Source organism: Rhizobacter sp. AJA081-3 (genome assembly GCF_017795745.1).
In the GTDB taxonomy this organism is placed as follows: Bacteria; Pseudomonadota; Gammaproteobacteria; order Burkholderiales; family Burkholderiaceae_C; genus Piscinibacter.
On record NZ_CP059067.1, the window covers coordinates 2,767,963 to 2,789,141 of the forward strand.

At 69.1% G+C, this 21,179-nt stretch carries 23 protein-coding genes; 14 read left to right on the forward strand and 9 right to left on the reverse strand.

Features of this window, described 5'->3' with window-relative positions; translation table 11 throughout:
• Positions 1-78 precede the first annotated feature (78 nt).
• The 9 genes from HZ992_RS13130 to HZ992_RS13170 all read left to right on the forward strand — a co-directional run bounded on the left by HZ992_RS13130 (position 79) and on the right by HZ992_RS13170 (position 7,359).
• Positions 79-1,737, forward strand: coding sequence for a hybrid sensor histidine kinase/response regulator (locus HZ992_RS13130; protein ID WP_371816734.1), 1,659 nt, complete (start codon positions 79-81; stop codon positions 1,735-1,737).
• Complete coding sequence (locus tag HZ992_RS13135) at positions 1,737-2,561, forward strand: response regulator (protein WP_209387165.1); 825 nt, start codon at positions 1,737-1,739, stop codon at positions 2,559-2,561. Before HZ992_RS13130 ends, HZ992_RS13135 begins: the two co-directional genes overlap by 1 nt.
• 85 nt (positions 2,562-2,646) lie before the next feature.
• The gene (locus tag HZ992_RS13140) at positions 2,647-3,294 is read left to right on the forward strand and encodes a Crp/Fnr family transcriptional regulator (protein WP_209387166.1); all 648 of its coding nucleotides are present in this window, start codon (positions 2,647-2,649) and stop codon (positions 3,292-3,294) included.
• Between the two features lie 89 nt (positions 3,295-3,383).
• Complete coding sequence (locus HZ992_RS13145; RefSeq protein WP_245213008.1) at positions 3,384-3,812, forward strand: high-potential iron-sulfur protein; 429 nt, start codon at positions 3,384-3,386, stop codon at positions 3,810-3,812.
• Positions 3,809-4,540: an N-formylglutamate amidohydrolase gene (locus HZ992_RS13150; protein ID WP_245213010.1), complete on the forward strand. Its 732-nt coding sequence runs from the start codon at positions 3,809-3,811 to the stop codon at positions 4,538-4,540. The genes HZ992_RS13145 and HZ992_RS13150 overlap by 4 nt, the downstream gene beginning before the upstream one ends.
• A 123-nt stretch (positions 4,541-4,663) precedes the next feature.
• Positions 4,664-5,014 (forward strand): hypothetical protein, encoded by a 351-nt coding sequence (locus HZ992_RS13155; RefSeq protein WP_209382301.1) that lies wholly within the window; start codon positions 4,664-4,666, stop codon positions 5,012-5,014.
• Between the two features lie 102 nt (positions 5,015-5,116).
• A complete protein-coding gene (locus HZ992_RS13160; RefSeq protein ID WP_209382302.1) occupies positions 5,117-5,908 on the forward strand; it encodes a HupE/UreJ family protein in 792 nt (263 codons plus the stop codon).
• A gap of 40 nt (positions 5,909-5,948) precedes the next feature.
• The gene (locus HZ992_RS13165) at positions 5,949-6,302 is read left to right on the forward strand and encodes a DUF6488 family protein (RefSeq protein WP_209382303.1); all 354 of its coding nucleotides are present in this window, start codon (positions 5,949-5,951) and stop codon (positions 6,300-6,302) included.
• 4 nt (positions 6,303-6,306) lie between these two features.
• Positions 6,307-7,359, forward strand: a complete 1,053-nt coding sequence (locus tag HZ992_RS13170) for a DMT family transporter (RefSeq protein WP_209382304.1) — start codon at positions 6,307-6,309, stop codon at positions 7,357-7,359.
• Positions 7,360-7,382: 23 nt separating this feature from the next.
• On the opposite strand, the gene HZ992_RS13175 is transcribed toward HZ992_RS13170, so the two are convergent.
• A complete protein-coding gene (locus tag HZ992_RS13175) occupies positions 7,383-8,105 on the reverse strand; it encodes a proteasome-type protease (RefSeq protein WP_209382305.1) in 723 nt (240 codons plus the stop codon).
• The gene (locus HZ992_RS13180; RefSeq protein WP_209382306.1) at positions 8,102-8,926 is read right to left on the reverse strand and encodes a transglutaminase-like domain-containing protein; all 825 of its coding nucleotides are present in this window, start codon (positions 8,924-8,926) and stop codon (positions 8,102-8,104) included. The genes HZ992_RS13175 and HZ992_RS13180 overlap by 4 nt, the downstream gene beginning before the upstream one ends.
• A 152-nt stretch (positions 8,927-9,078) precedes the next feature.
• On the opposite strand from HZ992_RS13180, the gene HZ992_RS25980 reads away from it, so the two are divergent.
• Positions 9,079-9,213, forward strand: a complete 135-nt coding sequence (locus tag HZ992_RS25980) for a hypothetical protein (RefSeq protein WP_256440725.1) — start codon at positions 9,079-9,081, stop codon at positions 9,211-9,213.
• A gap of 67 nt (positions 9,214-9,280) precedes the next feature.
• Here HZ992_RS25980 and HZ992_RS13185 read toward each other — a convergent pair whose 3' ends face one another.
• Positions 9,281-11,695, reverse strand: coding sequence for an ATP-binding protein (locus HZ992_RS13185; RefSeq protein WP_209382307.1), 2,415 nt, complete (start codon positions 11,693-11,695; stop codon positions 9,281-9,283).
• 158 nt (positions 11,696-11,853) lie between these two features.
• Between HZ992_RS13185 and HZ992_RS13190 the strand changes: the two genes are divergently transcribed.
• Positions 11,854-12,801: a hypothetical protein gene (locus HZ992_RS13190; RefSeq protein ID WP_209382308.1), complete on the forward strand. Its 948-nt coding sequence runs from the start codon at positions 11,854-11,856 to the stop codon at positions 12,799-12,801.
• A 78-nt stretch (positions 12,802-12,879) separates the two neighbouring features.
• On the opposite strand, the gene HZ992_RS13195 is transcribed toward HZ992_RS13190, so the two are convergent.
• Positions 12,880-13,197: a PspC domain-containing protein gene (locus HZ992_RS13195; RefSeq protein WP_209382309.1), complete on the reverse strand. Its 318-nt coding sequence runs from the start codon at positions 13,195-13,197 to the stop codon at positions 12,880-12,882.
• Positions 13,198-13,329: 132 nt separating this feature from the next.
• On the opposite strand from HZ992_RS13195, the gene HZ992_RS13200 reads away from it, so the two are divergent.
• Positions 13,330-13,752: a rhodanese-like domain-containing protein gene (locus HZ992_RS13200; protein ID WP_209382310.1), complete on the forward strand. Its 423-nt coding sequence runs from the start codon at positions 13,330-13,332 to the stop codon at positions 13,750-13,752.
• A gap of 118 nt (positions 13,753-13,870) precedes the next feature.
• On the forward strand, positions 13,871-14,809 hold the full coding sequence (locus HZ992_RS13205; protein WP_209382311.1) for a CysB family HTH-type transcriptional regulator: 939 nt from the start codon (positions 13,871-13,873) through the stop codon (positions 14,807-14,809).
• A 523-nt stretch (positions 14,810-15,332) separates the two neighbouring features.
• On the opposite strand, the gene HZ992_RS13210 is transcribed toward HZ992_RS13205, so the two are convergent.
• The 4 genes from HZ992_RS13210 to HZ992_RS13225 are packed head-to-tail and all read right to left on the reverse strand — an operon-like array spanning position 15,333 to position 19,084.
• Positions 15,333-16,397, reverse strand: coding sequence for a sulfate/molybdate ABC transporter ATP-binding protein (locus HZ992_RS13210; protein WP_209382312.1), 1,065 nt, complete (start codon positions 16,395-16,397; stop codon positions 15,333-15,335).
• 4 nt (positions 16,398-16,401) lie between these two features.
• Entirely contained in the window at positions 16,402-17,244 is an 843-nt protein-coding gene (gene cysW, locus HZ992_RS13215) for a sulfate ABC transporter permease subunit CysW (RefSeq protein ID WP_209382313.1), read from the reverse strand.
• A complete protein-coding gene (cysT, locus tag HZ992_RS13220; protein WP_209382314.1) occupies positions 17,241-18,074 on the reverse strand; it encodes a sulfate ABC transporter permease subunit CysT in 834 nt (277 codons plus the stop codon). The genes cysW and cysT overlap by 4 nt, the downstream gene beginning before the upstream one ends.
• Positions 18,071-19,084 (reverse strand): sulfate ABC transporter substrate-binding protein, encoded by a 1,014-nt coding sequence (locus tag HZ992_RS13225; RefSeq protein ID WP_209382315.1) that lies wholly within the window; start codon positions 19,082-19,084, stop codon positions 18,071-18,073. Before HZ992_RS13225 ends, cysT begins: the two co-directional genes overlap by 4 nt.
• Before the next feature lie 198 nt (positions 19,085-19,282).
• Here HZ992_RS13225 and HZ992_RS13230 point away from each other — a divergent pair, with 198 nt between their 5' ends.
• Positions 19,283-20,089, forward strand: coding sequence for a hypothetical protein (locus HZ992_RS13230; protein ID WP_209382316.1), 807 nt, complete (start codon positions 19,283-19,285; stop codon positions 20,087-20,089).
• Positions 20,090-20,152: 63 nt separating this feature from the next.
• Here HZ992_RS13230 and add read toward each other — a convergent pair whose 3' ends face one another.
• Positions 20,153-21,163, reverse strand: a complete 1,011-nt coding sequence (gene add, locus HZ992_RS13235) for an adenosine deaminase (RefSeq protein WP_209382317.1) — start codon at positions 21,161-21,163, stop codon at positions 20,153-20,155.
• Positions 21,164-21,179 lie beyond the last annotated feature (16 nt).

Genomic DNA, 21,179 nt, shown 5'->3' on the forward strand with positions numbered 1-21,179 from the left:
CCGAAGACCGGCCGACGCACGCTGCCATCGCCGGCCATCGGGGTGCCAGTCGCCAGCGAGGCACGCCGTCGCCGAGCCTTGCTCAAGACCGGCGCCCTGCAGCGCGCCATCCTCAGCAGCGCCAACTTCTCCAGCATCGCCACCGACGAGAAGGGCGTGATCCAGGTCTTCAACGTCGGCGCCGAGCACATGCTGGGCTACGAGGCCGCGGCGGTGATCGACCGCGTCACGCCGGCCGACTTCTCCGACCCGCAGGAGGTGATCCTGCGCGCACGCGCCCTCAGCCTGGAGTTCGGCACCACCATCGAACCCGGCTTCGAGGCGCTGGTGTTCAAGGCCTCGCGCGGCATCGAGGACATCTACGAGCTGACCTACCTGCGCAAGGACGGCAGCCGCCTGCCCGCCGTGGTGTCGGTGACGGCGCTGCACGACGCGCTGGGTGCGATCATCGGCTACCTGCTGATCGGCACCGACAACACCGCGCGCAAGCAGGTCGACCTCGCCCTGCAGGAGCGCAACCGCGACCTGCGCGGCGCCAAGATCGCGGCGGAGCTCGCCAACCAGGCGAAGTCGGACTTCCTGTCCAGCATGAGCCACGAGTTGCGCTCGCCGCTGAACGCGATCCTCGGTTTCGCGCAGCTGATCGACTCGGGCACGCCGCCGCCGACGCCGCCGCAGAAAGACAGCATCGACCAGATCCTGCAGGCCGGCTGGTACTTGCTGGAGCTGATCAACGAGATCCTCGACCTGGCGCTGATCGAGTCGGGCAAGCTTTCGCTCTCGCCCGAGCCGGTGCTGCTGGCGGAGTTGCTGGCCGAGTGCCTGGCGATGATCGAGCCGATGTCGCGCAAGGCGGGCATCGACGTCAAGCTGATCGCACCGGAAGGCCCCTGGCTCGTGAAGGCCGATCGCACGCGGCTCAAGCAGGTGGCGGTGAACCTGCTGTCCAACGCCGTCAAGTACAACCGCCCCCACGGCACGGTGGAAGTGCGCTGCCGCGTGATGCCGGGCAACCGCATCCGCGTCAGCTTCCAGGACACCGGCGAAGGCCTGGGCGCCGACAAGCTGGCACGCCTGTTCCAGCCCTTCGACCGGCTCGGCCGCGAGACCGGCGCCGAGGAAGGCACCGGCATCGGCCTGGTGGTCAGCAAGCGCCTGGTCGAGCTGATGGGCGGCCGCATCGGCGCGGACAGCGTGGTCGGTGTCGGCAGCCTGTTCTGGATCGAGCTGAACGCGACGAAGGTCGTCGAGGCCGACACCGACCCGATCGCGCCCTTCGCCGCACCACCGCTGGCCATCGCGGCCGATGCGCCGGCGAAGGCCCTGCGCACGGTGCTGTGCGTGGAAGACAACCCGGCCAACCTGTTGCTGGTCGGCCGCCTGCTCGAGCGCCGCCCGGACATCCGCCTGCTCAGCGCCAAGGACGGCCGCCGCGGCATCGAACAGGCCCGCGCGGCCTTGCCCGACGTCATCCTCATGGACATCAACCTGCCGGGCATCAGCGGCATCACAGCGCTGAAGATCCTCGCCGGCGACCCGTTGACCCGCCACATCCCGGTGATCGCGCTGAGCGCGAACGCCATGCCCAAGGACGTCGCTTCCGGCCTGGCAGCGGGCTTCTTCCGCTATCTCACCAAGCCGATCAAGGTGGACGAGTTCATGGCCACGCTCGATCTGGCCCTGGACACCCCCCGCCCCCCTTCACGGCAAGACCTAGACGAGGCGATCGCCCCATGATCATTCCCGAACAAGACATCCTCTGCGCACGCATCCTGATCGTCGACGACCAGGAGGCCAACGTGCTGCTGCTCACCCGGCTGCTCGGCGAGGCCGGCTACACGAACCTGTCGTCGACCCGCCAGCCCACCGAGGTGTGCGCGCTGCACCGGCGCAATGCCTATGACCTGATCCTGCTCGACCTGCAGATGCCGGCGATGGACGGCTTTGCCGTCATGGAGGCGTTGAAGACCAACGACGCCGACGGCTACCTGCCGGTCATCGTGCTGACCGCCCAGCCCGGCCACAAGCTGCGCGCGCTGCAGGCCGGCGCCAAGGATTTCATCAGCAAGCCCTTCGACCTGGTCGAGGTGAAGACGCGCATCCGCAACATGCTCGAGGTGCGCCTGCTCTACCGCCGGCTGGAAGCGCACAGCGTGATCCTCGAACAGGCGGTCAAGGAGCGCACCGCCGAGCTGCGCGAGAGCGAAGCGCGCTACCGCAGCCTCGCCGAGCTGGCCTCGGACTGGTACTGGGAGCAGGATGAACGCGGCGATTTCACCAAGGTGTCGGGCCCGGTGATGGAGATGCTGGGCATCAGCGTGGGCTCGCTGGCGGCCGACGCCGCAGCCCCGGCCTTCGACGCCGGCTGGGACCGCGCGGAGCGGCTCACGCTGCAGGCCAACATCGCGGCGCGCCGGCCCTTCCTCGATCTGGCGCTGCACCGCACCGAGGCCGACGGGACCTGCCGGCAGTTCCGCGTCAGCGGCCAGCCGATGTTCGACCAGAGCTGCCGCTTTCTCGGCTACCGCGGCATCGGCGTCGAGATGATGAAGGGTCACTGACTTGGCCGCACTCGCCCCGCGCCCGCTGAACGGGCTGCACGCGCCCGCGCAGAACCAGCTCATCGCGGGTGTGTCCGCGGTGGAGATGCTGCCGCTGTCGGGTTCGCTCGAACTGGTGTCGATGATGCTCGGCCAGGTGCTCTACGAGCCCGGCAGCCAGATGCAGCACGCCTACTTCCCGACCACCGCCGTGGCCTCGCTGCACTACGTCACCGAATCGGGCGCCTCGGCCGAGACGGCGGGCGTGGGCCGCGAGGGCATGGTGGGCATTGCCCTGTTCATGGGCGGGCAGAGCACGTCCGGCTCGGCCGTCGTGCAGACCTCGGGGCACGGCTACCGACTGAACCGGCATTCGCTGATGCAGGCATTCGACGGCACGGGGCCGTGGCGCCGCCTGCTGCTGCGCTACACGCAGGCACTGATGACGCAGATCTCGCAGACGGCCGCCTGCTACCGGCACCACACCGTCGAGCAGCAGCTGGCCCGCTGGCTGCTGTCCACCGCCGACCGATCACCCGATGGCGAGCTGGTCATCACGCAGGAGCTGGTGGCCGGCATGCTGGGCGTGCGCCGCGAGTCGATCACGCAGGCGGCCGGCGCCTTGCAGGACATGGGCTACATCCGCTACCGGCGCGGCCACATCAGCCTGCTCGACCCGGCCGGCCTGCGCAGCTGCGCCTGCGAGTGCTACGGCATCGTCAAGCACGAGTTCCAGCGCCTGATGGCGTCCTGAACGTTCGACGGCGCACAGACGCCGCGTCGCGGCAGCGGCAGGCTCGTGTCATCCTCTGCCACCGCGCGCCCTGCCGCGCACCCCACGCCATGAACACCCCCCTCACCCGCCGGCACTTCATCGTCGCCGTGCCCCTGACGACCGCCAGCCTGATGGCAGCCTGCTCGCCGAAAGTCGAATCGCCCCCCGTCGCCGCCGAGCAGATTCCGGCCACGCCGACCCCGCCGGCGCCCACGCCCAGGCCCGCACCGTCCCCCGCACCGGCTTCGGCCAGCGGGCCTGCGGCCGCGCTGCCGATGCTCGACGAAGGCGATGCGCAGGCGAAGTCGCTGGGTTATGTGGCCGATGCGGCGCGCGCCGACCGCACGCGCTTCCCGACCCTCGTGGCCGGCAGCCGTTGCGGCAATTGCGCGTTGTACCGTGGCACGGACAGCGACTCGGCCGCGCCTTGCCAGCTCTTCCCGGGCCGCTCGGTGGCTGCCGCGGGCTGGTGCAGTGCCTGGGCCAAGAAGGCTTGAGCATCGCCACCGCTGCCGATGGCACCGGCCTCGTGCTCAGCTGCGAACACGGCGGGAATGCGGTGCCGGCCGCGTATGCCGGCTTGTTCGAGGGACACGAGGCGCTGCTGGCCAGCCACCGCGGCTGGGATCCCGGCACGCTCGAGCTCGGGCAGCAGATGGCCAGCGAGCTCGGCGCGCCGCTGCATGCGTCGACGACGACGCGGCTGCTGGTCGACCTGAACCGCTCGATCGGCCACCGCGAGCTGTTCTCGGCGCTCGTCGGCCGGCTGAGCCGCAGCGAACGCGACACCATCCTCGCCGCCCACTACCAGCCCCACCGCGACGCCCTCGAGCGCGACATCGCCAGCCGCATCGCGGCAGGGCAGCGCATCGTGCACGTGGCCCTGCACAGCTTCGTGCCGGTGCTGGGCGGGCGCGTGCGCCATGCCGACGTGGCCTGCCTGTACGACCCCAAGCGCGCCAGCGAGGCCTCGCTGACGCAGCGCTGGCTGGCCGCGCTGGCCACACGCGAGGGCAAGCTGCTGCTGCGCCGCAACTACCCCTACCGCGGCAGCAGCGACGGGCTCACCAGGCACCTGCGCGAACGCTTCGATGCGCGCGACTACGTGGGCATCGAGCTCGAGGTCAACCAGCGGTTCGTCGAGCAGGGAGGCATCGTGTGGGCGCAACTGCGCGCCGACCTGATCGCCTCGCTGGCGGAAGCGATGGGGCTCGAACTGGCCTGATCCTTCGGGAGCTGCGTTCATGGCCTGCTGCGCCGCATGGAGCCCTACTTCGAGCCAGCGCAGGGCGGCCACATGATCGATCAGGCTTGGCATCCCCGGCTGGCCGTTCGCTAGAATTTCGCCATGTTTCGTCGCTGGTTCGTCAAAGTTCTGCTCGCGCTGCAACTGCTGCCGGCGCTGGCACTCGTTCCCGGGCAAGCCGATGCCTTGACGCTCGAGATCGACCACGCTCTGGTGCACCAGTCGGGCCAGGGGCATCACCACGACGACTCGCTGGCCTTCCAGCTCGACGACGTCGAAGCGCCATTACCGCACGCCCATCACGATGGCGGGCACCACTCGGCACTTCCTTTCGCCATCCCGGACCTGCACCTGCCACCGGCGGAGCCCTCGGCGCACCTGTGCTTGCTGGCTGGCCGACTGCCGGACCCTCACCTCGAAGGGCCCTTGCGCCCACCCCGTACTGCCGTGTGACGTGCCCGCTGCGACCTGAGTCCGTCGCAGCCCCATCTGCATCGTCCGGCCGCCGGCCTGTGCTCCTCGCGCAGGCTTGAGCGAACAAACACACGGAGTTCCATGACCGCATCGCCTTCGCTGCGCCGCCTGTGGGTGGCCGCGCTCCTGTTCGCGCCGTCCCTGCTCTGGGCCCACGGCATCTCGCCCGAAGACCGCCAGCGCATGCTGGACGGCGGCAACCTGCAGTACATCGGGCTGGGCGCCACCCACATGCTCACCGGGTACGACCACCTGCTGTTCCTGTTCGGGGTGGTGTTCTTCCTGACGACCCTCAAGGACGTCGCCAAGTTCGTCACCGTCTTCACGCTGGGCCACTGCATCACTCTGATCTTGGCGACCTTCTACGGCATCACCTGGAACTACTTCCTGATCGATGCGGTGATCGCCGTGAGCGTCATCTACAAGGGCTTCGACAACATCGGCGGCTTCCAGCGCGTCTTCGAGATGGAGAAGTCCCCCAGCCTGCTGGGTGCGGTGTTCGGCTTCGGGCTGCTGCACGGCTTCGGCCTGTCCACGCGCCTGCAGCAGCTGCCCTTGGGCGACGACTCGGTGGGGATGCTCATGCGCATCCTCAGCTTCAACGTCGGCGTCGAACTGGGGCAGCTCGCCGCCTTGGCCGGCATGGTCGCGGTGCTGGCCTGGTGGCGTCACACCCACTCGTTCCGCCGGATCAGCCACGTGGCCAACCTGGGGCTCATCGTTGCAGGCACGCTGCTGATGCTGATGCAACTGCACGGGTACCTGCACGACACCGACCCGAACGGCTTCCGCTTCCCGGCGGAAGAGCACCGTCACATCCACGAAGACATGGATGTCGAGAAAGCGGTCGACTCGTCCCGGAACAAGCTCTGATCCTTCATTCTCTCGTCATCACGTCCAAAGGAGTTCTCACATGAAATCGAACCTCATCGCTTCTGCATTCGCCGCCACCCTGTTTACCTCGACCAGCGCCTATGCGGGTGCCGATGCCAGCTGCCACTTCCACGGCAGCAAGCCGGCCGCAGAAGCCACCGTCGTCCAGTGCGCCACCCAATACAAGGACAAGCTGGTCGAGGGCGGCAAGCTGGAGAAGTCCTGGCAGGCTGTCTCCAAGGTTGACAAGGTGGAGCAGGTCGACGGCAAGCGCAGCAAGGAGTGGAAGCTGAGCTTCAAGAACCCGGGCGCGGCGGACAAGACGAAAGACACTCTCTATCTCTTCTATACGCTGCCGGGCAACTTCATCGCGGCGAACCACACCGGACAATAGTCCGATGAAGGCACCCTGGCACGGCCCGGCGATGCGGGGCGGCTTGTTCGCCCTGCTGGCAGCCACCTTGTTCGGCGTGAGCACGCCGTTGGTCCAGCGCTTCGGTGCCGGGCTGGGCGCCTTCACGACGGCGGCGCTGTTGTACGCCGGCGCTGCCGTGGTCGGCGCGTTCTCTCGGCGGCACATCGACCGCGAGGCCCGGGTCGTTCGCTCGGACTTGCCTCGGCTGTTGGCGATGGCGGGCTTCGGCGCCGTGATCGGGCCGGTGGCACTGGCCTGGGGCCTGCAGCACACCAGCGGCACCAGCGCGTCGCTGATGCTCACGCTCGAAGCGTTGTTCACCGCGGTGCTGGCCTGGCGGCTGTATCGCGAGTCGATGGACAGGCGGGTGTGGGTGGCCATGGCCTTGCTGCTCGCAGGTGGCATGGTGCTGGTGCTCGACCAGGGCCGCGCGGGTGGCGCGCACTTGTGGGGCCTGCTGGCCGTGCTGCTGGCCACCGCCGCCTGGGGCGTGGACAACACGCTGTCGCGTGCGCTGGCGGACCGAGACCCGGGGCAGGTGGTGATGGCCAAAGGCGGGCTCGGTGCCGCGGCGACCACCGCGATGGCGCTCGCCCTGGGTGAGCCGCTCCCATCGCTGGCAGCCGCCTTGGCACTGTTCGCGATCGGCGCCACCGGCTATGGCCTGAGCCTGCGCTTCTACCTGCTGGCCCAGCGTGCCTTCGGTGCAGCGCGGACTGGCTCAGTCTTCGCGTTTGCGCCCTTCATCGGCGCCGCCTTCGCCGTTGGGCTTGGCGACCGATCAGCCAGCGGGATGATGGCCTTGGGCAGCTTGCTGATGCTGGCCGGCGTGGTGCTGCACCTTGCCGAGTCCCATGGCCATGAGCACGATCACGAGCCGCTGGAGCACGAGCACGCCCACCGGCACGACGACAGCCATCACGGCCATCTCCACGAGCCCATGCCGGTCGGAGAGCACAGTCATCGGCATCGGCACCATCCACTACGGCACGTGCACACTCATGTGCCCGATGCGCATCACTCGCATCACCACTGAGGGCCAAGAACCGCCGCTTCACCTCACCACTGCAGCGGCGGCAACTCGTGGAAGACGCGCCGCGTGCCGGCGATCCATTGCTGCTTGAGCGTCTCGAAGTAGGCGTCGCCATGCTCGAAGCGGCGCTGCATGCTCACCTGCAGGCTGTCACGGGCGTAGCACAGCAGGTCGATCGGCATGCCCACCGACAGGTTGCTGAGCATGGTCGAGTCGAAGGACACCAGCACGCACTTGGTGGCGTCGTCCAGCGTCGCGTTCGAGCTCACGCCCAGGTCGAGGATGGGCTTGCCGTACTTGGCCTCGCCCGTCTGCAGGAAGCTGGTGTCGGTGCCGGCCTCGATGAAGTTGCCTTCGGCGTAGATGCGGAACAGCCGCATGTCTTCGCCGGCGATCTGCCCGCCGAGGATGAACGAGGCGTTGAACTTCAGGCCGCCGCTCTCGAGGTAGGGCGCATCGCGGCGCTCGATGTCGCGCATCGCGTCGGACACCAGGTTGGCCACGTCGAACATCGAGCCCACCGACCACAGGTGCGGCGACTCGCCGGCGGCGCGCTGGCGCAGCACGTTGATCACCGCCTGCGTGCCGGCCAGGCCGCCGGAGCTCAGCAGCACCAGCACGCGGTCGCCGGCGCGCTCGAACACCGTCATCTTGCAGAACTTGGCGTAGTTGTCGACGCCGGCGTGGGTGCGCGAGTCGCTCGCGAGGATCAGGCCTTCTTCGAGCTTGACGCCGACGCAGTAGGTCACGGCGCCACGACGGTGGTGTCGACCACGTCGGTCCAGACCTTGAAGCGCTCGAGGGTGTTCGGCCCGAAGGTGCTCGACAGCGCCACGTCGCAGGCGTCGCGGCCGCGCGCGATGAGCACGCGGCCGATGCGCGGCGTGTTGTTGCGCGGATCGAAGGTGTACCAGCGGTCGCCGAGGTAGGCCTCGAACCAGCCGGCGAAATCCATCGTGCCCCAGGGTTGCGGCGTGCCGTAGTCGCCGAGGTAGCCGGTGCAGTAGCGCGCCGGGATGTTCAGGCTGCGGCACAGCGCGATGCCCAGGTGCGCGTAGTCGCGGCACACGCCCACGCCCTCGTTCCAGGCCTCCCAGGCGGTGCGCGTGCGCCGCGCGTGCTGGTAGCCGAACTGGATGTGCTTGTGCACGTAGTCGCACACCGCCTGCACGCGCGCCCAGCCGGTGGGGCCGTGGCCGAAACGCTGCCAGGCGATGTCCGACAGCAGTTCGGTCTCGCAGTAGCGGCTGCCGAGCAGGTAGACCAGCGCCGACTCCGGCAGCTGCTCCACCGGCACCTGCGGCGCCGAAGGCACGACGAGGTCGGCCAGGCCGCTGTCGTTGACCAGCGCGTCGGTGCTCAGCGTGAAGGCGCCCGCGGGCGCGACGAGCCGGCTGCACCAGTTGCCGAACAGGTCGCGGTAGGCGGTGACGGGCACCGCCGGTGATGTCACGAGGTGGTCGGGGCGCACCAGGTCGGAGGCCCGCGAGTAGTGGATGCTGAGCGCCAGGATCATCGGCGTGGGCTGCGGGCAGCGATAGGCCATTTCGAAGCCGACTCGGATCTGCATGGTTTCCTTGGGTTGCATGGATGCGGGCTGCCGCGGAAGCGGCGAACCCGTCGCTTTCAGTTTCCGCCGAATGCCGGCCCGCGTCGGTGCGCCCGCGCACAGACAAGCCCGCCTGCACTGGGGAGCATGGGTGCCCCACCACGAGCACGACCATGATGACCAAGGGCAAGAACGGCAAGGAATCCAAGAAGCCGAAGAAGGTGCCGGAGGCTCCGTCGACCCCGGTTGCACCCGGCTCGACAGCCGGCGCGCAGGCGGTGGCTTCGCTGCGCAAGAAGAAGTGGTAGGCGGGCACCGCTCCCTTCTTGGCGCTCGACGAGCGCGCCGGATCGCGGCGCAGGGCCCGACCGAAGCTCAGCTCCCGGGCTCCAGCCACTGCTCCAGTTCGCGCAGGGCGGCCGAGAAGTCCAGCTGGCGCCCCGCCGCCTCGGCGGTTTCATAGGCTGCGTCGCCGAGCGTCCGCCGAGAATTCGCGACCAAGGGCGCGGTGTGGATGGAGTCCACCGGCTGGAACCGATAGCCCCACTCGCGCAGCTTCTGGTTCGCCGCGCCCCACAAGCGCGCTGCACGCTCGTGCTCGCCGAGGCATGAGGCCAGACCCGCGCAGGCCTCGAGCAGATCCACGCCGATCTTCTCGTCGCGCACGAGGTGCAGGCACTCGATGGCAAAGCACCGGGCTGGATCGGGCAGGCCCCGCGCGACCTGAACGCGCAGCAGGTTGTTCAGCAGCGTGACGGTCCCCATGCGACCGATGTGCGCACGCGCGAGCTCGAGCGCTTCGCGATAGCAGCTCTCGGCCCCGTCCAGATCGCCGGCGCTGCGCCTGGCCTCCGCCAGGTTGTTGAGCAAGCGCGACATCAACCTGGCGTCCCCCAGCGGACGCGCCTGCTCGACGGCTTCGTCATGGTGGCGCAGCGCTTCTTCGACACGCCCCAGGGAGTTCAACGCGGTGCCCACCTCGTCGAGCGCCAGCGCGATCGTACGCGGCGCACCGAGCCGGCGCAGGGCCACCAATGCCTGCTGCGAACAGGCCAGCGAGTCTGCATAGCGCCCGAGGTACAGGCTCAGCTTGGCCAATGCCAGCTGGGTGCCGGCACGCAGCGACGCGTCGGCCTGGGCACCGCCGCGCTCGAGCACTGCGCGCGTCAGCCCGTGGCCCAGCTCGACATCGTTCCAGACCCAGTAGTAGTTCGTGGCGGTGGCCAGGCGCAGGCCCGCCTCAGCCTCGACCGGCCCCTCGCAGCACCATGTGAGTGCGGCGACCAGATTCTCGTGCTCCCGGCGAAACAGGCACATCCAGGCATCCTGCTCGGGCCCGCGAAAATGCGGCTCCGCCGCCTCGGCGAGCGCGAGGTAGTGGGCCAGGTGACGGCCCCGCGCGGCCTCGCCTTCGCCTCGATCGTCCAGGCGATCCAGCGCGTACTGGCGGACCGTCTCCAGCATGCGATAGCGGGGCCGGCTGGATGCCGCGTCGTGTTCGACGACCAACAGCGACTTGTCGTGCAGGCGGGTCAGCAGCGTCAGGGCTTCGTACTCGTCGGCCGCCTGGGCGATGTCGGCCGCGGCCTGCAACGTCCATCCGCCGGCGAACACCGCCACCTGGCGCAGCAAGTGCTGCTCCTGCGGCGCCAGCAGCTCGTAGCTCCACTGCAGCGCCGCATGCAGCGTCTGGTGCCGCGGCAAGGCACGGTTGCCCGTGGTCAGAAGGCGGAAGCGATCATCGAGCCGCTCGGCAATGTCGGCCACCGGCAGCATCGTCACCCGCGCAGCCGCCAGCTCGATGGCCAGCGCGATGCCGTCCAGGCGCCGGCAGATCTCGCCGATCGCCGCGGCATTGCTCGCGTCGAGCTCGAAGTCCGCCGACACGAGTCGCGCGCGATCCACGAACACGCGCGCCGATTCCGCCCCCAGCACCTCCGGCAGTTCACCTGTGGCCGGAAGCGACAGGGACGGCACACGATAGATCTGCTCGCCCGCCAGCCCCAGGGCCTCGCGACTCGTGGCGAGAATCGTCACGCCGGGCGCCCCGGCAAGCAGCGCATCCGCGAGCGCGACCACGCCGTCCATCACGTGCTCGCAGTTGTCCAGCACCAGCAGCATGCGCCGCGTGGCCACGCAAGCCAGCAGGCGGTCCATCAGCGGCGCGTCGGCCTTGTCGTGCAGGCCGAGCAAGGCCGCGCAGGTGGAGGCGACCCGTGCCGCATCCTTCAGCGGCGCGAGATCGACGAACCACACGCCGCCTTCGGCAAACTCCGCGCATTGCTGCTGCGCGAACTGCAGCGCCAGGCGCGTCTTGCCGCAGCCGCCGATGCCGGTCAACGTGAGCAGCCGCGCGGACGAGATCAGTCGTGCCAGATCGGCGAGCGCAGCCTCGCGGCCGATGAAACGGGTGCGCTGCACTGGCAGGTTGTGGCGCGCGAGTTGCGTGGTCGCGGGCGCCAGTGGTGCGGCCGGCCCGGCCAGCCGCTGCACCGTCAAGCGGTATCCGTACCCTGGCAGCGTCGCGATCGCGCCGGCACCGAGCACCTTGCGCAGGTTGCCGATCTGGGTGGCGATGTTGTGTTCCTCCACCACCAGGCCGGGCCAGACGAGGTCGAGCAGCTCCTGCTTGGTGACCAGCCGTTCGTGACGTTGAGCTAGCACGAGCAGCACATCGAAAGCGCGGCTGCCGATGGACACCGACTCGCCACGCACGCGAAGCGCGCGCTGTGCCGGCCTCAGCTCGAAGTGGCCGAAGCTCAACGGTTCGTCGGCACCGGCGATTGACACCAGCGGTACTCCCCATGGCAAAGACGGCGGCGGCGGCGTTTGAGAACCTTTGATCTCGGCTTGAAGACTGCGAGCCGGCCGCTGGGCAGAGTGTGCCCCAGGCGCTCACCCCCGTGGGCCCCTCGAATCATCCCCACCCGGCCTGAAGGAGCCACACCATGACACACGCCAGCCCACACACGACCGACTCTGCCCGCTACGCCAAGTGCGTCGAGGTCTCCAAGCGCATCCGCTGGGACACCGACCGCGACGTCATCCGCGGCCGCCAGTTCGATTTCGGCAAGCCGTTCCTGCCCGACGGCCTGTCCAGGGCCACGCAGCTGGCCTTCCTGTCGGCCGAGGAACGGCGCCTGTTCTCGCAGCTGCAGGGCCGAACCTACGCCAACATGTTCGCGCTCGTGGAGCGCTTCATCGGCGCGAAGGTGCTGGACCTCAGCCGCGACCACTGGCTGGGCGATCAGGTGGCGCTCGAGGCGATGGTGCGCCTCACCGACGAGGAGCTCAAGCACCAGGAGATGTTCCGCCGCCTGGAGAAGATGATCGCGCCCGGCATGCCCGCGGGCTACAACTTCGTGCCGCAACCCAACGCCGTGGCGCAGGCGGTGCTGTCGGCATCGAGCTGGGCCGTGCTGGCGCTGGTCTGCGACATCGAGCTCTTCTCGCAGGCCCACTACCGCAGCAGCATCGACGGGCAGACGCAGATCGATCCGCTGTGGAAGGACGTCTTCCTGTTTCACTGGAAGGAGGAGTCGCAGCACGCGATCGTCGACGAGATCGAGTGGCAGCGCGAAGACCGCAAGCTCGACGGCGCTCAGCGGGACCGCGCCGTCGACGAACTCATCGGCCTGGTGGGCGCCGTCGACGGCATCGTGCAGATGCAGGCCCAGGCCGACGCCGACTACTTCACGGCGGTGGCAGGCCGCGCGTTCGATGGCCCGCAGCGGCAGGCGATCCACGCCACGCTGCTCGGCGCCTACCGGTGGCAGTACATCGTCAGCGGCGTGCAGGATCCGCGCTTCCTGGAACTGCTCGGCTCGATGATCAATGCCGATCAAGGCGCCCGCATCAACGCCGCGTTGGCCCCGATCGTCGGCACCGTGCATTGAACCGGCCCGATGGACGTGCAGGCGGGCCGTTCGGGCAACGGCCCCGCAGCCGCGTGCCGCTGCTCCCCGCGCCGTGCCTCACTCGGCCGGCACGAAGATCCACATCAGCACGTAGAGCAGCAGCCCGGCCCCGCCGAAGAGCAGCAGCATCGCGAAGATCAGGCGCCAGACCCAGGACTCCACGCCCGTGGGCTGCGCCAGGCCGCCGCAGACGCCGGCGATCCAGCGGTCGCTGCGGCTGCGCCGCAGCGCGTTGACGGCCTTCACATAGGGATCGCTGCCCTGCGCACTGCCGGGGTGCAGCAAGCGCTCCTTGGCGCGGGTGTACTCGTCGTCCGTCAGCGCCCCGCGCTGGTGAAGTTCGGACAGCTTGCCCAGTTCGTCGCTCAGTGACATGGCCGGTTCCTTTCGGATCGATGCAGCGCGAGAGTGTCACCCGGCAGATGGGGCCGGCGTGATCTGAGACAAGAGCCTCCGGCCCGATCGGAATATCATCATCGGCTGATACAACGTTCCCGAGACCGCAACATGTCCCGTTCCGCTGCTCCCTTTTCGCGCCGCATCCTGCTCAAGTCGCTGGCCGCGCTCGGCCTGCTGGGCAGCCTGGTGGCGGCGGATGCTTCCGACACCCTGTCGGTGAGCCTGGACACGGCCCGCGCCGAGTTCGAGGCCGGGCGCGTCGTGCTGATCGACATCCGCGAGCCGAACGAGCACGCCACCGGCGTGGCCCGCGGCGCGCGCCTGCTGCCGATGAGCCAGCTCGGCCAGCGCCTGGGCGAGATCTCCACCGACCCCAAGCAGCCCGTGCTGCTGATCTGCAATACGCAGAACCGCTCCAGCCGCACGCTCAAGGCCTTGCGCGAGCGTGGCTACGGCCATGTGCGCTACGTCGAGGGCGGCATGAGCGAATGGGCCCGCCGCGGCTGGCCGATGGTCAAGCCCGGCCTCTGAGCGCGCGCCTGCCGGCCGCCCCGGCTTATGCCCGGGGCGAGATAGCTTAGAAGCTCTGCGTCGTTGCCCGGCGCGCGGGGCCTGCCGAGAATGGTCGATTGCCATCGGCGACCCGACCATGAACTTCCAGCAACTGCGCGCCGTGCGCGAAACCGCCCGCCTGGGCTTCAACCTCACTGAGGTGGCCGCCGCGCTGCACACCTCGCAGCCCGGCGTGAGCCGGCAGATCCGCGAGCTGGAAGACGAACTCGGCATCGAGATCTTCGTGCGCGCCGGCAAGCGCCTGACCGGCCTCACGCCACCGGGCGAAGCGGTGCTGCCCATCGTCGAGCGGCTGCTGCTCGATGCCGACAACCTCAAGCGTGTCGGCGAGGACTTCACGGCGCAGAACGCCGGCCGCCTGTCGATCGCGGCGACGCACTCGCAGGCGCGCTATGCGCTGCCCACGGTGGTGCGCGACTTCCGCCAGGTCTACCCGCAGGTCACGCTGGAGCTGCATCAGGGCTCGCCGCGACAGGTGGCGGCGATGCTGCTGTCGGGCGAAGCCGACATCGGCGTGGCCACCGAGGCGCTGGCGCAGTACGAGCAGCTCGTCGCCCTGCCCTGCTACCGCTGGACGCACAGCATCGTCGTGCCGCCCGGCCACGAGCTGCTGCAGAGCGAAGGCCCAGTCACGCTGCAGCAACTGGCGCGGCACCCGATCATCACCTACGAAGCCGGCTACACCGGCCGCACGCACATCGACGAGGCCTTCGCGAAGGCCGGCCTGAAGCCGGGCATCGTGCTCAGCGCGATGGACGCCGACGTGATCAAGACCTACGTCGAGCTGGGCATGGGCGTGGGCATCGTCGCCTCGATCGCCTTCGACGCAGAGCGCGACCGCACGCTGCGCGCTCTCGACGCGCGGCACCTGTTCGAGGTGAACCTGACGCGCCTGGCCATCCGACGCGGCACCTGGCTGCGCGGCTATGTGTACGCCTTCATCGAGTCTTTCGCGCCGACGCTGACGCGGGTTGCGGTGCAGCGCGCATTGGCCGGCGAGGCCATCGAAGACTGAGCGGCACTGGCTGTTTCCGGACCTTGGGCGACATTCACGAAGGTCCGCATTGACGGGCGCGCGGACAGGCGGTCCGGGTATGCGCTCTCCGGCCCACGCTCGCGGGCGACCACCGAGGACCGCCACGTGCTGCCTCGTCAACACCGCCTTCGGCCTGCATGCGCCTGGGCGACCGCGAATGGGGCCTGCGATCGCACACCCGAACCACCTGCCCCACAACCATCGAGGTTCTCGTGGCGGCAGGCCACCGCGGATGCCGGCAGGGCGGCGGTGGTACCCGCGGGCGCAGGCCCCATTCGCGGTCGCCCTGGCGAGGGCATGGCACACCGGGTGTTGATGCGGCCACGGTGGCGGCCCGCGGAGGCCGCCCGCGAGCGTGGGCCGGAGAACGCGGGTACCGCCGTCGACCTGCGACCATGCCCGCTGCACGTAAAGCAGACCCGCGAAGACCGCAACGGGCCGCCAACCGCCGGCCGCTCGCTCTGCTTCCAGAGTCATCGAGCGCAGGTGGGTGCAGGCGTCTTCAGATCATCGCGGCCGGGTCGTGCAATGGCTCCTCGGCGAAGCGGGTTACCTTGCGCGGCCGTAGGTGCACCGCCGAGCCGGGCTTCAGGCCCAGGCGGTCGCGCAGCGCCACGTACTCGGCGCGCGGCAGCTCCACGTCGACGTAACCCGACTCGCTTCCATCCACACTCAGGCGCTTGAACTCCAGCCGCGTGTTCGGGCCCACGGTCAGCGCCTGCGCCAGCGTCACCGCCAGCGAGCCCTCCTCCGCCACCTCGACGATCTGCAGCTCGTGCGGGCGCACGTAGCTCACCTCGCCATCCTTCGATCCCGGCCCGTGGCCGAAGCGGCCATGGAACAGGTTCACGTCGCCGAGGAACTGCAACACGAAGGGCGTGGCCGGGTTGTCGTAGACCTCGTCGGGTGTGCCCTGCTGCTCAATGCGGCCCTCGTTCATCACGACGATGCGGTCGGCGACTTCCATCGCCTCTTCCTGGTCGTGGGTGACGAACACGCTGGTCACGTGCACCTCGTCGTGCAGGCGGCGCAGCCAGCGGCGCAGCTCCTTGCGCACCTTGGCATCGAGCGCGCCGAACGGCTCGTCGAGCAGCAGCACCCTGGGCTCCACGGCCAGCGCACGCGCGAGCGCGATGCGCTGGCGCTGGCCGCCGCTGAGCTGGTGCGGGTAGCGGTCGGCGATCCAGTCGAGCTGCACGAGCTTGAGCAGCTCGGTGACTTTCGAGGTGATCTCCTTCTCCGACGGCCGCGTCGCCTTGGGCCGCACGCGCAGGCCGAAGGCGACGTTCTCGAAGATCGTCATGTGCGCGAACAGCGCGTAGTGCTGGAACACGAAGCCCACCTGGCGCTCGCGCACGTTGGTGTTCGTCGCATCGGCGCCGTGGAACAGCACCGTGCCCGAGTCCGGCACTTCCAGCCCCGCGATGATGCGCAGCAGCGTCGTCTTGCCCGATCCCGAGGGCCCGAGCAGCGCCACCAACTCGCCGGCCGGGATGTCGAGGTTCAGGTTGTCGCAGACGACGGTCTGGCCGAAGCGCTTGTTGAGGTTTCTGACTTCGATGCTCATGGCTTCACTCCGCGCGGTCGCCCGCGACACGCTTCTGCGCCTTCACGCGTTGCTCGACCGCGTACTTCAGCACCAGGGTCACCAGCGCCAGCAGGGCCAGCAGCGAGGCCACGGCGAAGGCCGCGGCGAACTGGTATTCGTTGTAGAGGATCTCGATGTGCAGCGGCATGGTGTTGGTCTGGCCGCGGATGTGGCCCGAGACCACGCTGACCGCGCCGAACTCGCCCATCGCCCGCGCGTTGCACAGGATCACGCCGTAGAGCAGTGCCCATTTCACGTTGGGCAGCGTGACGCGCCAGAAGATCGGCCAGCCGCCCGCGCCGAGCACGCGCGCGGCCTCTTCCTGCTCGGTGCCCTGCGCCTGCATCAGCGGAATCAGCTCGCGCGCCACGAAGGGGAAGGTCACGAACACGGTGGCCAGCACGATGCCGGGCACGGCGAAGATCACCTTCAGGTCGTTGTCGCGCAGCCACTCGCCGAACCAGCCCTGCAGGCCGAACACCAGCACGTAGATCAGGCCGGCGATCACCGGGCTCACCGAGAACGGCAGGTCGATCAGCGTGAGCAGCACGTTCTTGCCGCGGAACTCGAACTTGGCGATGCACCAGGCCGCGGCGATGCCGAACACCAGGTTCATCGGCACGCTGATGGCCGCGGCGATCAGCGTCAGCTTCACGGCCGAGAGCGCGTCGGGCTCGACGATCGCGGCGAGGTAGACGTCCCATCCCTTCTTCAGCGCCTCGGCGAAGACGATCGCCAGCGGCACGAACAGGAAGAAGCCGAGGAAGGCCAGCGCCACGCCGATCAGCGTCCACTTCACCCAGGCTGGTTCGGTGGTGGCCTTCATCGCCCCTGCCTCGCTCGGGTCCAGGCCTGCAAGCCGTTGATCGCCAGCAGCAGCACGAAGGCCGCCACCAGCATCACCACCGCGATCGCCGTGGCGCCCTGGTAGTCGTACTGCTCGAGCTTGGTGATGATGAGCAGCGGCGTGATCTCGCTGACCATCGGCATGTTGCCGGCGATGAAGATCACCGAGCCGTATTCACCCAGCGCACGCGCGAAGGCGAGCGCGAAGCCGGTGAGCAGCGCCGGCGTGAGGATCGGGAAGATCACCTTGGTGAAGGTCTGCCAGCGGTTCGCGCCCAGCGTGGCGGCGGCCTCCTCGATCTCCTTCTGCAGGTCCTCCAGCACCGGCTGCACGGTGCGCACCACGAAGGGAAGGCCGATGAAGGTCAGCGCCACGAACACGCCGATCGGCGTGAAGCTCACCTTGAAGGGCAGGACCTGGCCGATCCAGCCGTTGCCGGCGTACAGCGCCGTCAGCGCGATGCCGGCCACCGCCGTGGGCAGCGCGAAGGGCAGGTCGACCAGCGCGTCGATCACGCGGCGGCCCGGGAACTCGTAGCGCACCAGCACCCAGGCGACGATCAGGCCGAAGAAGGCGTTGACCAGCGCGGCGGCCAGCGAGGCACCGAAGGTCAGGCGGTACGAGGCGACCACGCGCGGCGAACTCACCGCGTCCCAGAACGCCGGCCAGGTCATCGTGAAGGTCTTCATGAACGCCGCGCTCAGCGGGACCAGCACGATGAAGCCCAGGTACAGCAGCGTGAAGCCGAGCGCCAGGTCGAAACCCGGCAGCACGCTGTGCCGCGTGCGAAGCAGGCGAGAGAAGATCACTTGCGCGTGTAGACCTGATCGAAGCTGCCGCCGTCGGCGAAGTGCGTCTTCTGCGCCTTGGCCCAGCCGCCGAAGACCTCGTCGATGGTGAACAGGTTCAGCTTCGGGAACTGCCTGGCGTACCTGGCCGCGGCCGCCGGATCGATCGGGCGGTAGTGGTTCCGGCCGGCGATGTCCTGGCCCTCGGCCGAGTACAGGTAATCGAGGTAGGCCTGCGCCACCGCGCGGGTGCCGCGCTTGTCGACCACCTTGTCGACCACCGTGACGGGCGGCTCGGCAAGGATCGAAAGAGAAGGCGCGACGATGTCGAACTTGTCCGGCCCGAGCTCCTTCAGCGCCAGCAGCGCCTCGTTCTCCCAGGCCAGCAGCACGTCGCCGATGCCGCGCTCGACGAAGGTGGTGGTCGAGCCGCGCGCGCCGGTGTCGAGCACCGGCACGTTGGCGAGGATCTGGCCGACGAACTGCTGCGCCTTCTTCTCGTCGTTGCCGAACTTCTTCAGCGCGTAGCCCCAGGCGGCGAGGTAATTCCAGCGGGCGCCGCCCGAGGTCTTGGGGTTGGGCGTGATCACGCCGATGCCGGGCTTGACGAGGTCGTCCCAATCCTTGATGCCCTTGGGGTTGCCCTTGCGCACCAGGAACACGATGGTCGAGGTGTAGGGCGCGCTGTTGTGCTTCAGGCGCTTCTGCCAGTCGGCGGGGATGAGCTTGGCCTTGGCGGCGAGTTCGTCGACGTCGTAGGCGAGTGCCAGGGTCACCACGTCGGCCTCCAGCCCGTCGATCACCGAGCGGGCCTGCTTGCCCGAGCCGCCGTGGCTCTGCTTGACGCTGACCACGTCACCGGTCTTGGCCTTCCAGTAGGTGGCGAAGGCCTTGTTGAAGTCGACGTAGAACTCGCGCGTCGGGTCGTAGGAGGCGTTCAGCAGCGTGACGTCCTTGGCCAGCGTGGCCCCGCCCGCGGCGGCGAGGCCGGCGGCGAGCAGCGAGGTGCGAAAGAAGCGGGTGAGGGTCATGCGGAATCCGTGGGGGCCACGACGGCCCGTGATGCGATGGGCTCATCGTAGGAAGCGAGCCGCCGCGCGCGAACGAATCAAATCGCGCTAGCAAATGCGCGCAGCGCATGAGCGCGCCGCGGGCACGGCATCTGCAATGGGCGCCAGGGCAAGCGGCGCGCGGGCCTGCGTCGTCGCGTTTGTCGAGAAACCGACACGATGACCCAGCTCAACGACCTGCAACGCTGCCTCGCGCAGCCCCGCCTCGACGGCCCTTCGGCCGAGCAGGTGGCCACGCTCACGCTGGCGCGCGTGGGCGGCTCGCTGGCGAAGCTGTCGCCTGCCGGGCGCTGGGCGCTGCTCGCCAGCGCGCTGATGACGCCGCAGCCTTCGTGCGCCTTCGAGGCGCTGCGCCGCTCGCGCGTGCTGGCGCTGTGGCTGCCCGAGGCCGAGGCGCTGTTCGGCGTGCCGCAGCTCTCCGACAGCCCGGTGTGGGTGGACGTGGGCACGCACCAGTGGCGCTTCATCGACGAGACAGCGCTGGCCGGCGCGCCGCTGCCGGTGCGCTTCGCGGCGCTGGTGCACAAGCTCGGCAAGGCCGGCACACCGCCGCAGATCTGGCCGCACCACCCACGCCACGAAGAGCGCGCGCATGCGGCGCTGGCCGCGCTGGCCACGCACACCGCCGTGCCGGCCGAGACGCTGGCCTTCGCGCACCTGGCGATCGACGAGTGCGAGAACCTGCATCACGCCAGCGAGCTGCGCGCCGGCCCGATCGCTGCGCTGCTCGACCGCGTGCAGGCACGCGAGCGGCCCGAGCGCTTCACGCAGCTGCTGCAGCTGTGCGCCTGCGACTGGGCCGCCTTTGACGGCCACCATCAGGGCGAGTACCCGAAGGCGCTGATCTGGCGCCGCGCGCTGCAGGCCAGCGCGGCGGCCGACGTGAGCGGCCTCGATGCCGATGCAGCGAGCCAGGCGCGCGCCCAGGCGGTGGCCGCGGCGTTGGGCAGCCGCGTGCGGCGCTGAGAAGGGCTGAGCCGAGAACTGCTCCGGCACCGCAGTGTTCGCCGCCTCAGCAAACCGCCAGCTTCACCACCTCGCCAGTGCGTGGATCAGCCTCGCCTTGATCTCTGCGTTGGCGAAACTCGCATCGACAGAATTGCGCGCCAGCGCCCGCAGGTCGTCATCCGACCAGCCGAACACCTTTGCGCAGAGCGCGTACTCGTCAACCAGGCTGGCGCCGAGCAAGACAGGGTCATCGGTGTTGATCGACACGGCGACACCGGCACGGCGCAGGCGGTCGATCGGGTGATCCTCGATGCGGGCGTAGACCCCCAGCTTCAGATTGGAAGTCGGGCAGATGCCCAGGGGAATCTGCCGGTCCACCAACAAGGCCACCAGTTCAGGGTCTTCGATCGCTCGTACTCCGTGATCGATGCGATCAGCCCCCAGGAGAGTGATGGCATCGCGCACGCCCTCCGGACCGCTGGACTCGCCCGCATGGACGGTGCGGCGCAGACCGGCCGCGCCTGCGCGCCGGAACGCATCCGCGAAGCGTGGGCCGGTGCGACCGGCAGCCGCCTCGTTGCCATCGATCGAGAGCGCCACCACACGAGGATGCCGCAACGCCACCAGCGTATCCACCAGTTCGGCTGCGGCGTCCGACGACTGCGTGCGCAGCACACTGACACACAGGCCCACCGGAGGGAGTCCGTCTTGTTCAGCGGCCCGCAGGCCGGCGTCGATCGCGTCGACCATGTCGGGCAGACGAGCGCGCCACGCCGGCCAGTGCGTCGGGTTGACGATCACGTCAGCGTAGCCGGCACCGGCATCCGCCAGCCGCTGGCTGTAGCCGTAGCTCAGTTCGGCCAGGCGTTCCCGGGTCGACGCCAGGCTGCAGGCCCAGTCGAGGAAATGCAGGAAGTCCGCGAGCCCTTCGAACTCGAACAAGTGCTCGCGAGGCCTGGGCATGGGCGTGCCCGCCTGACTCGCCCATTGTTCGAGAAGGCCCGGATCAAAGCAGCCTTCGAGGTGGGCATGGACCTCGGCCTTCGGCAAGGCACGCAGGCGATCGATGGCAGCGGGGAGCGCATTGGGCATGGAGGTACTCCAATGG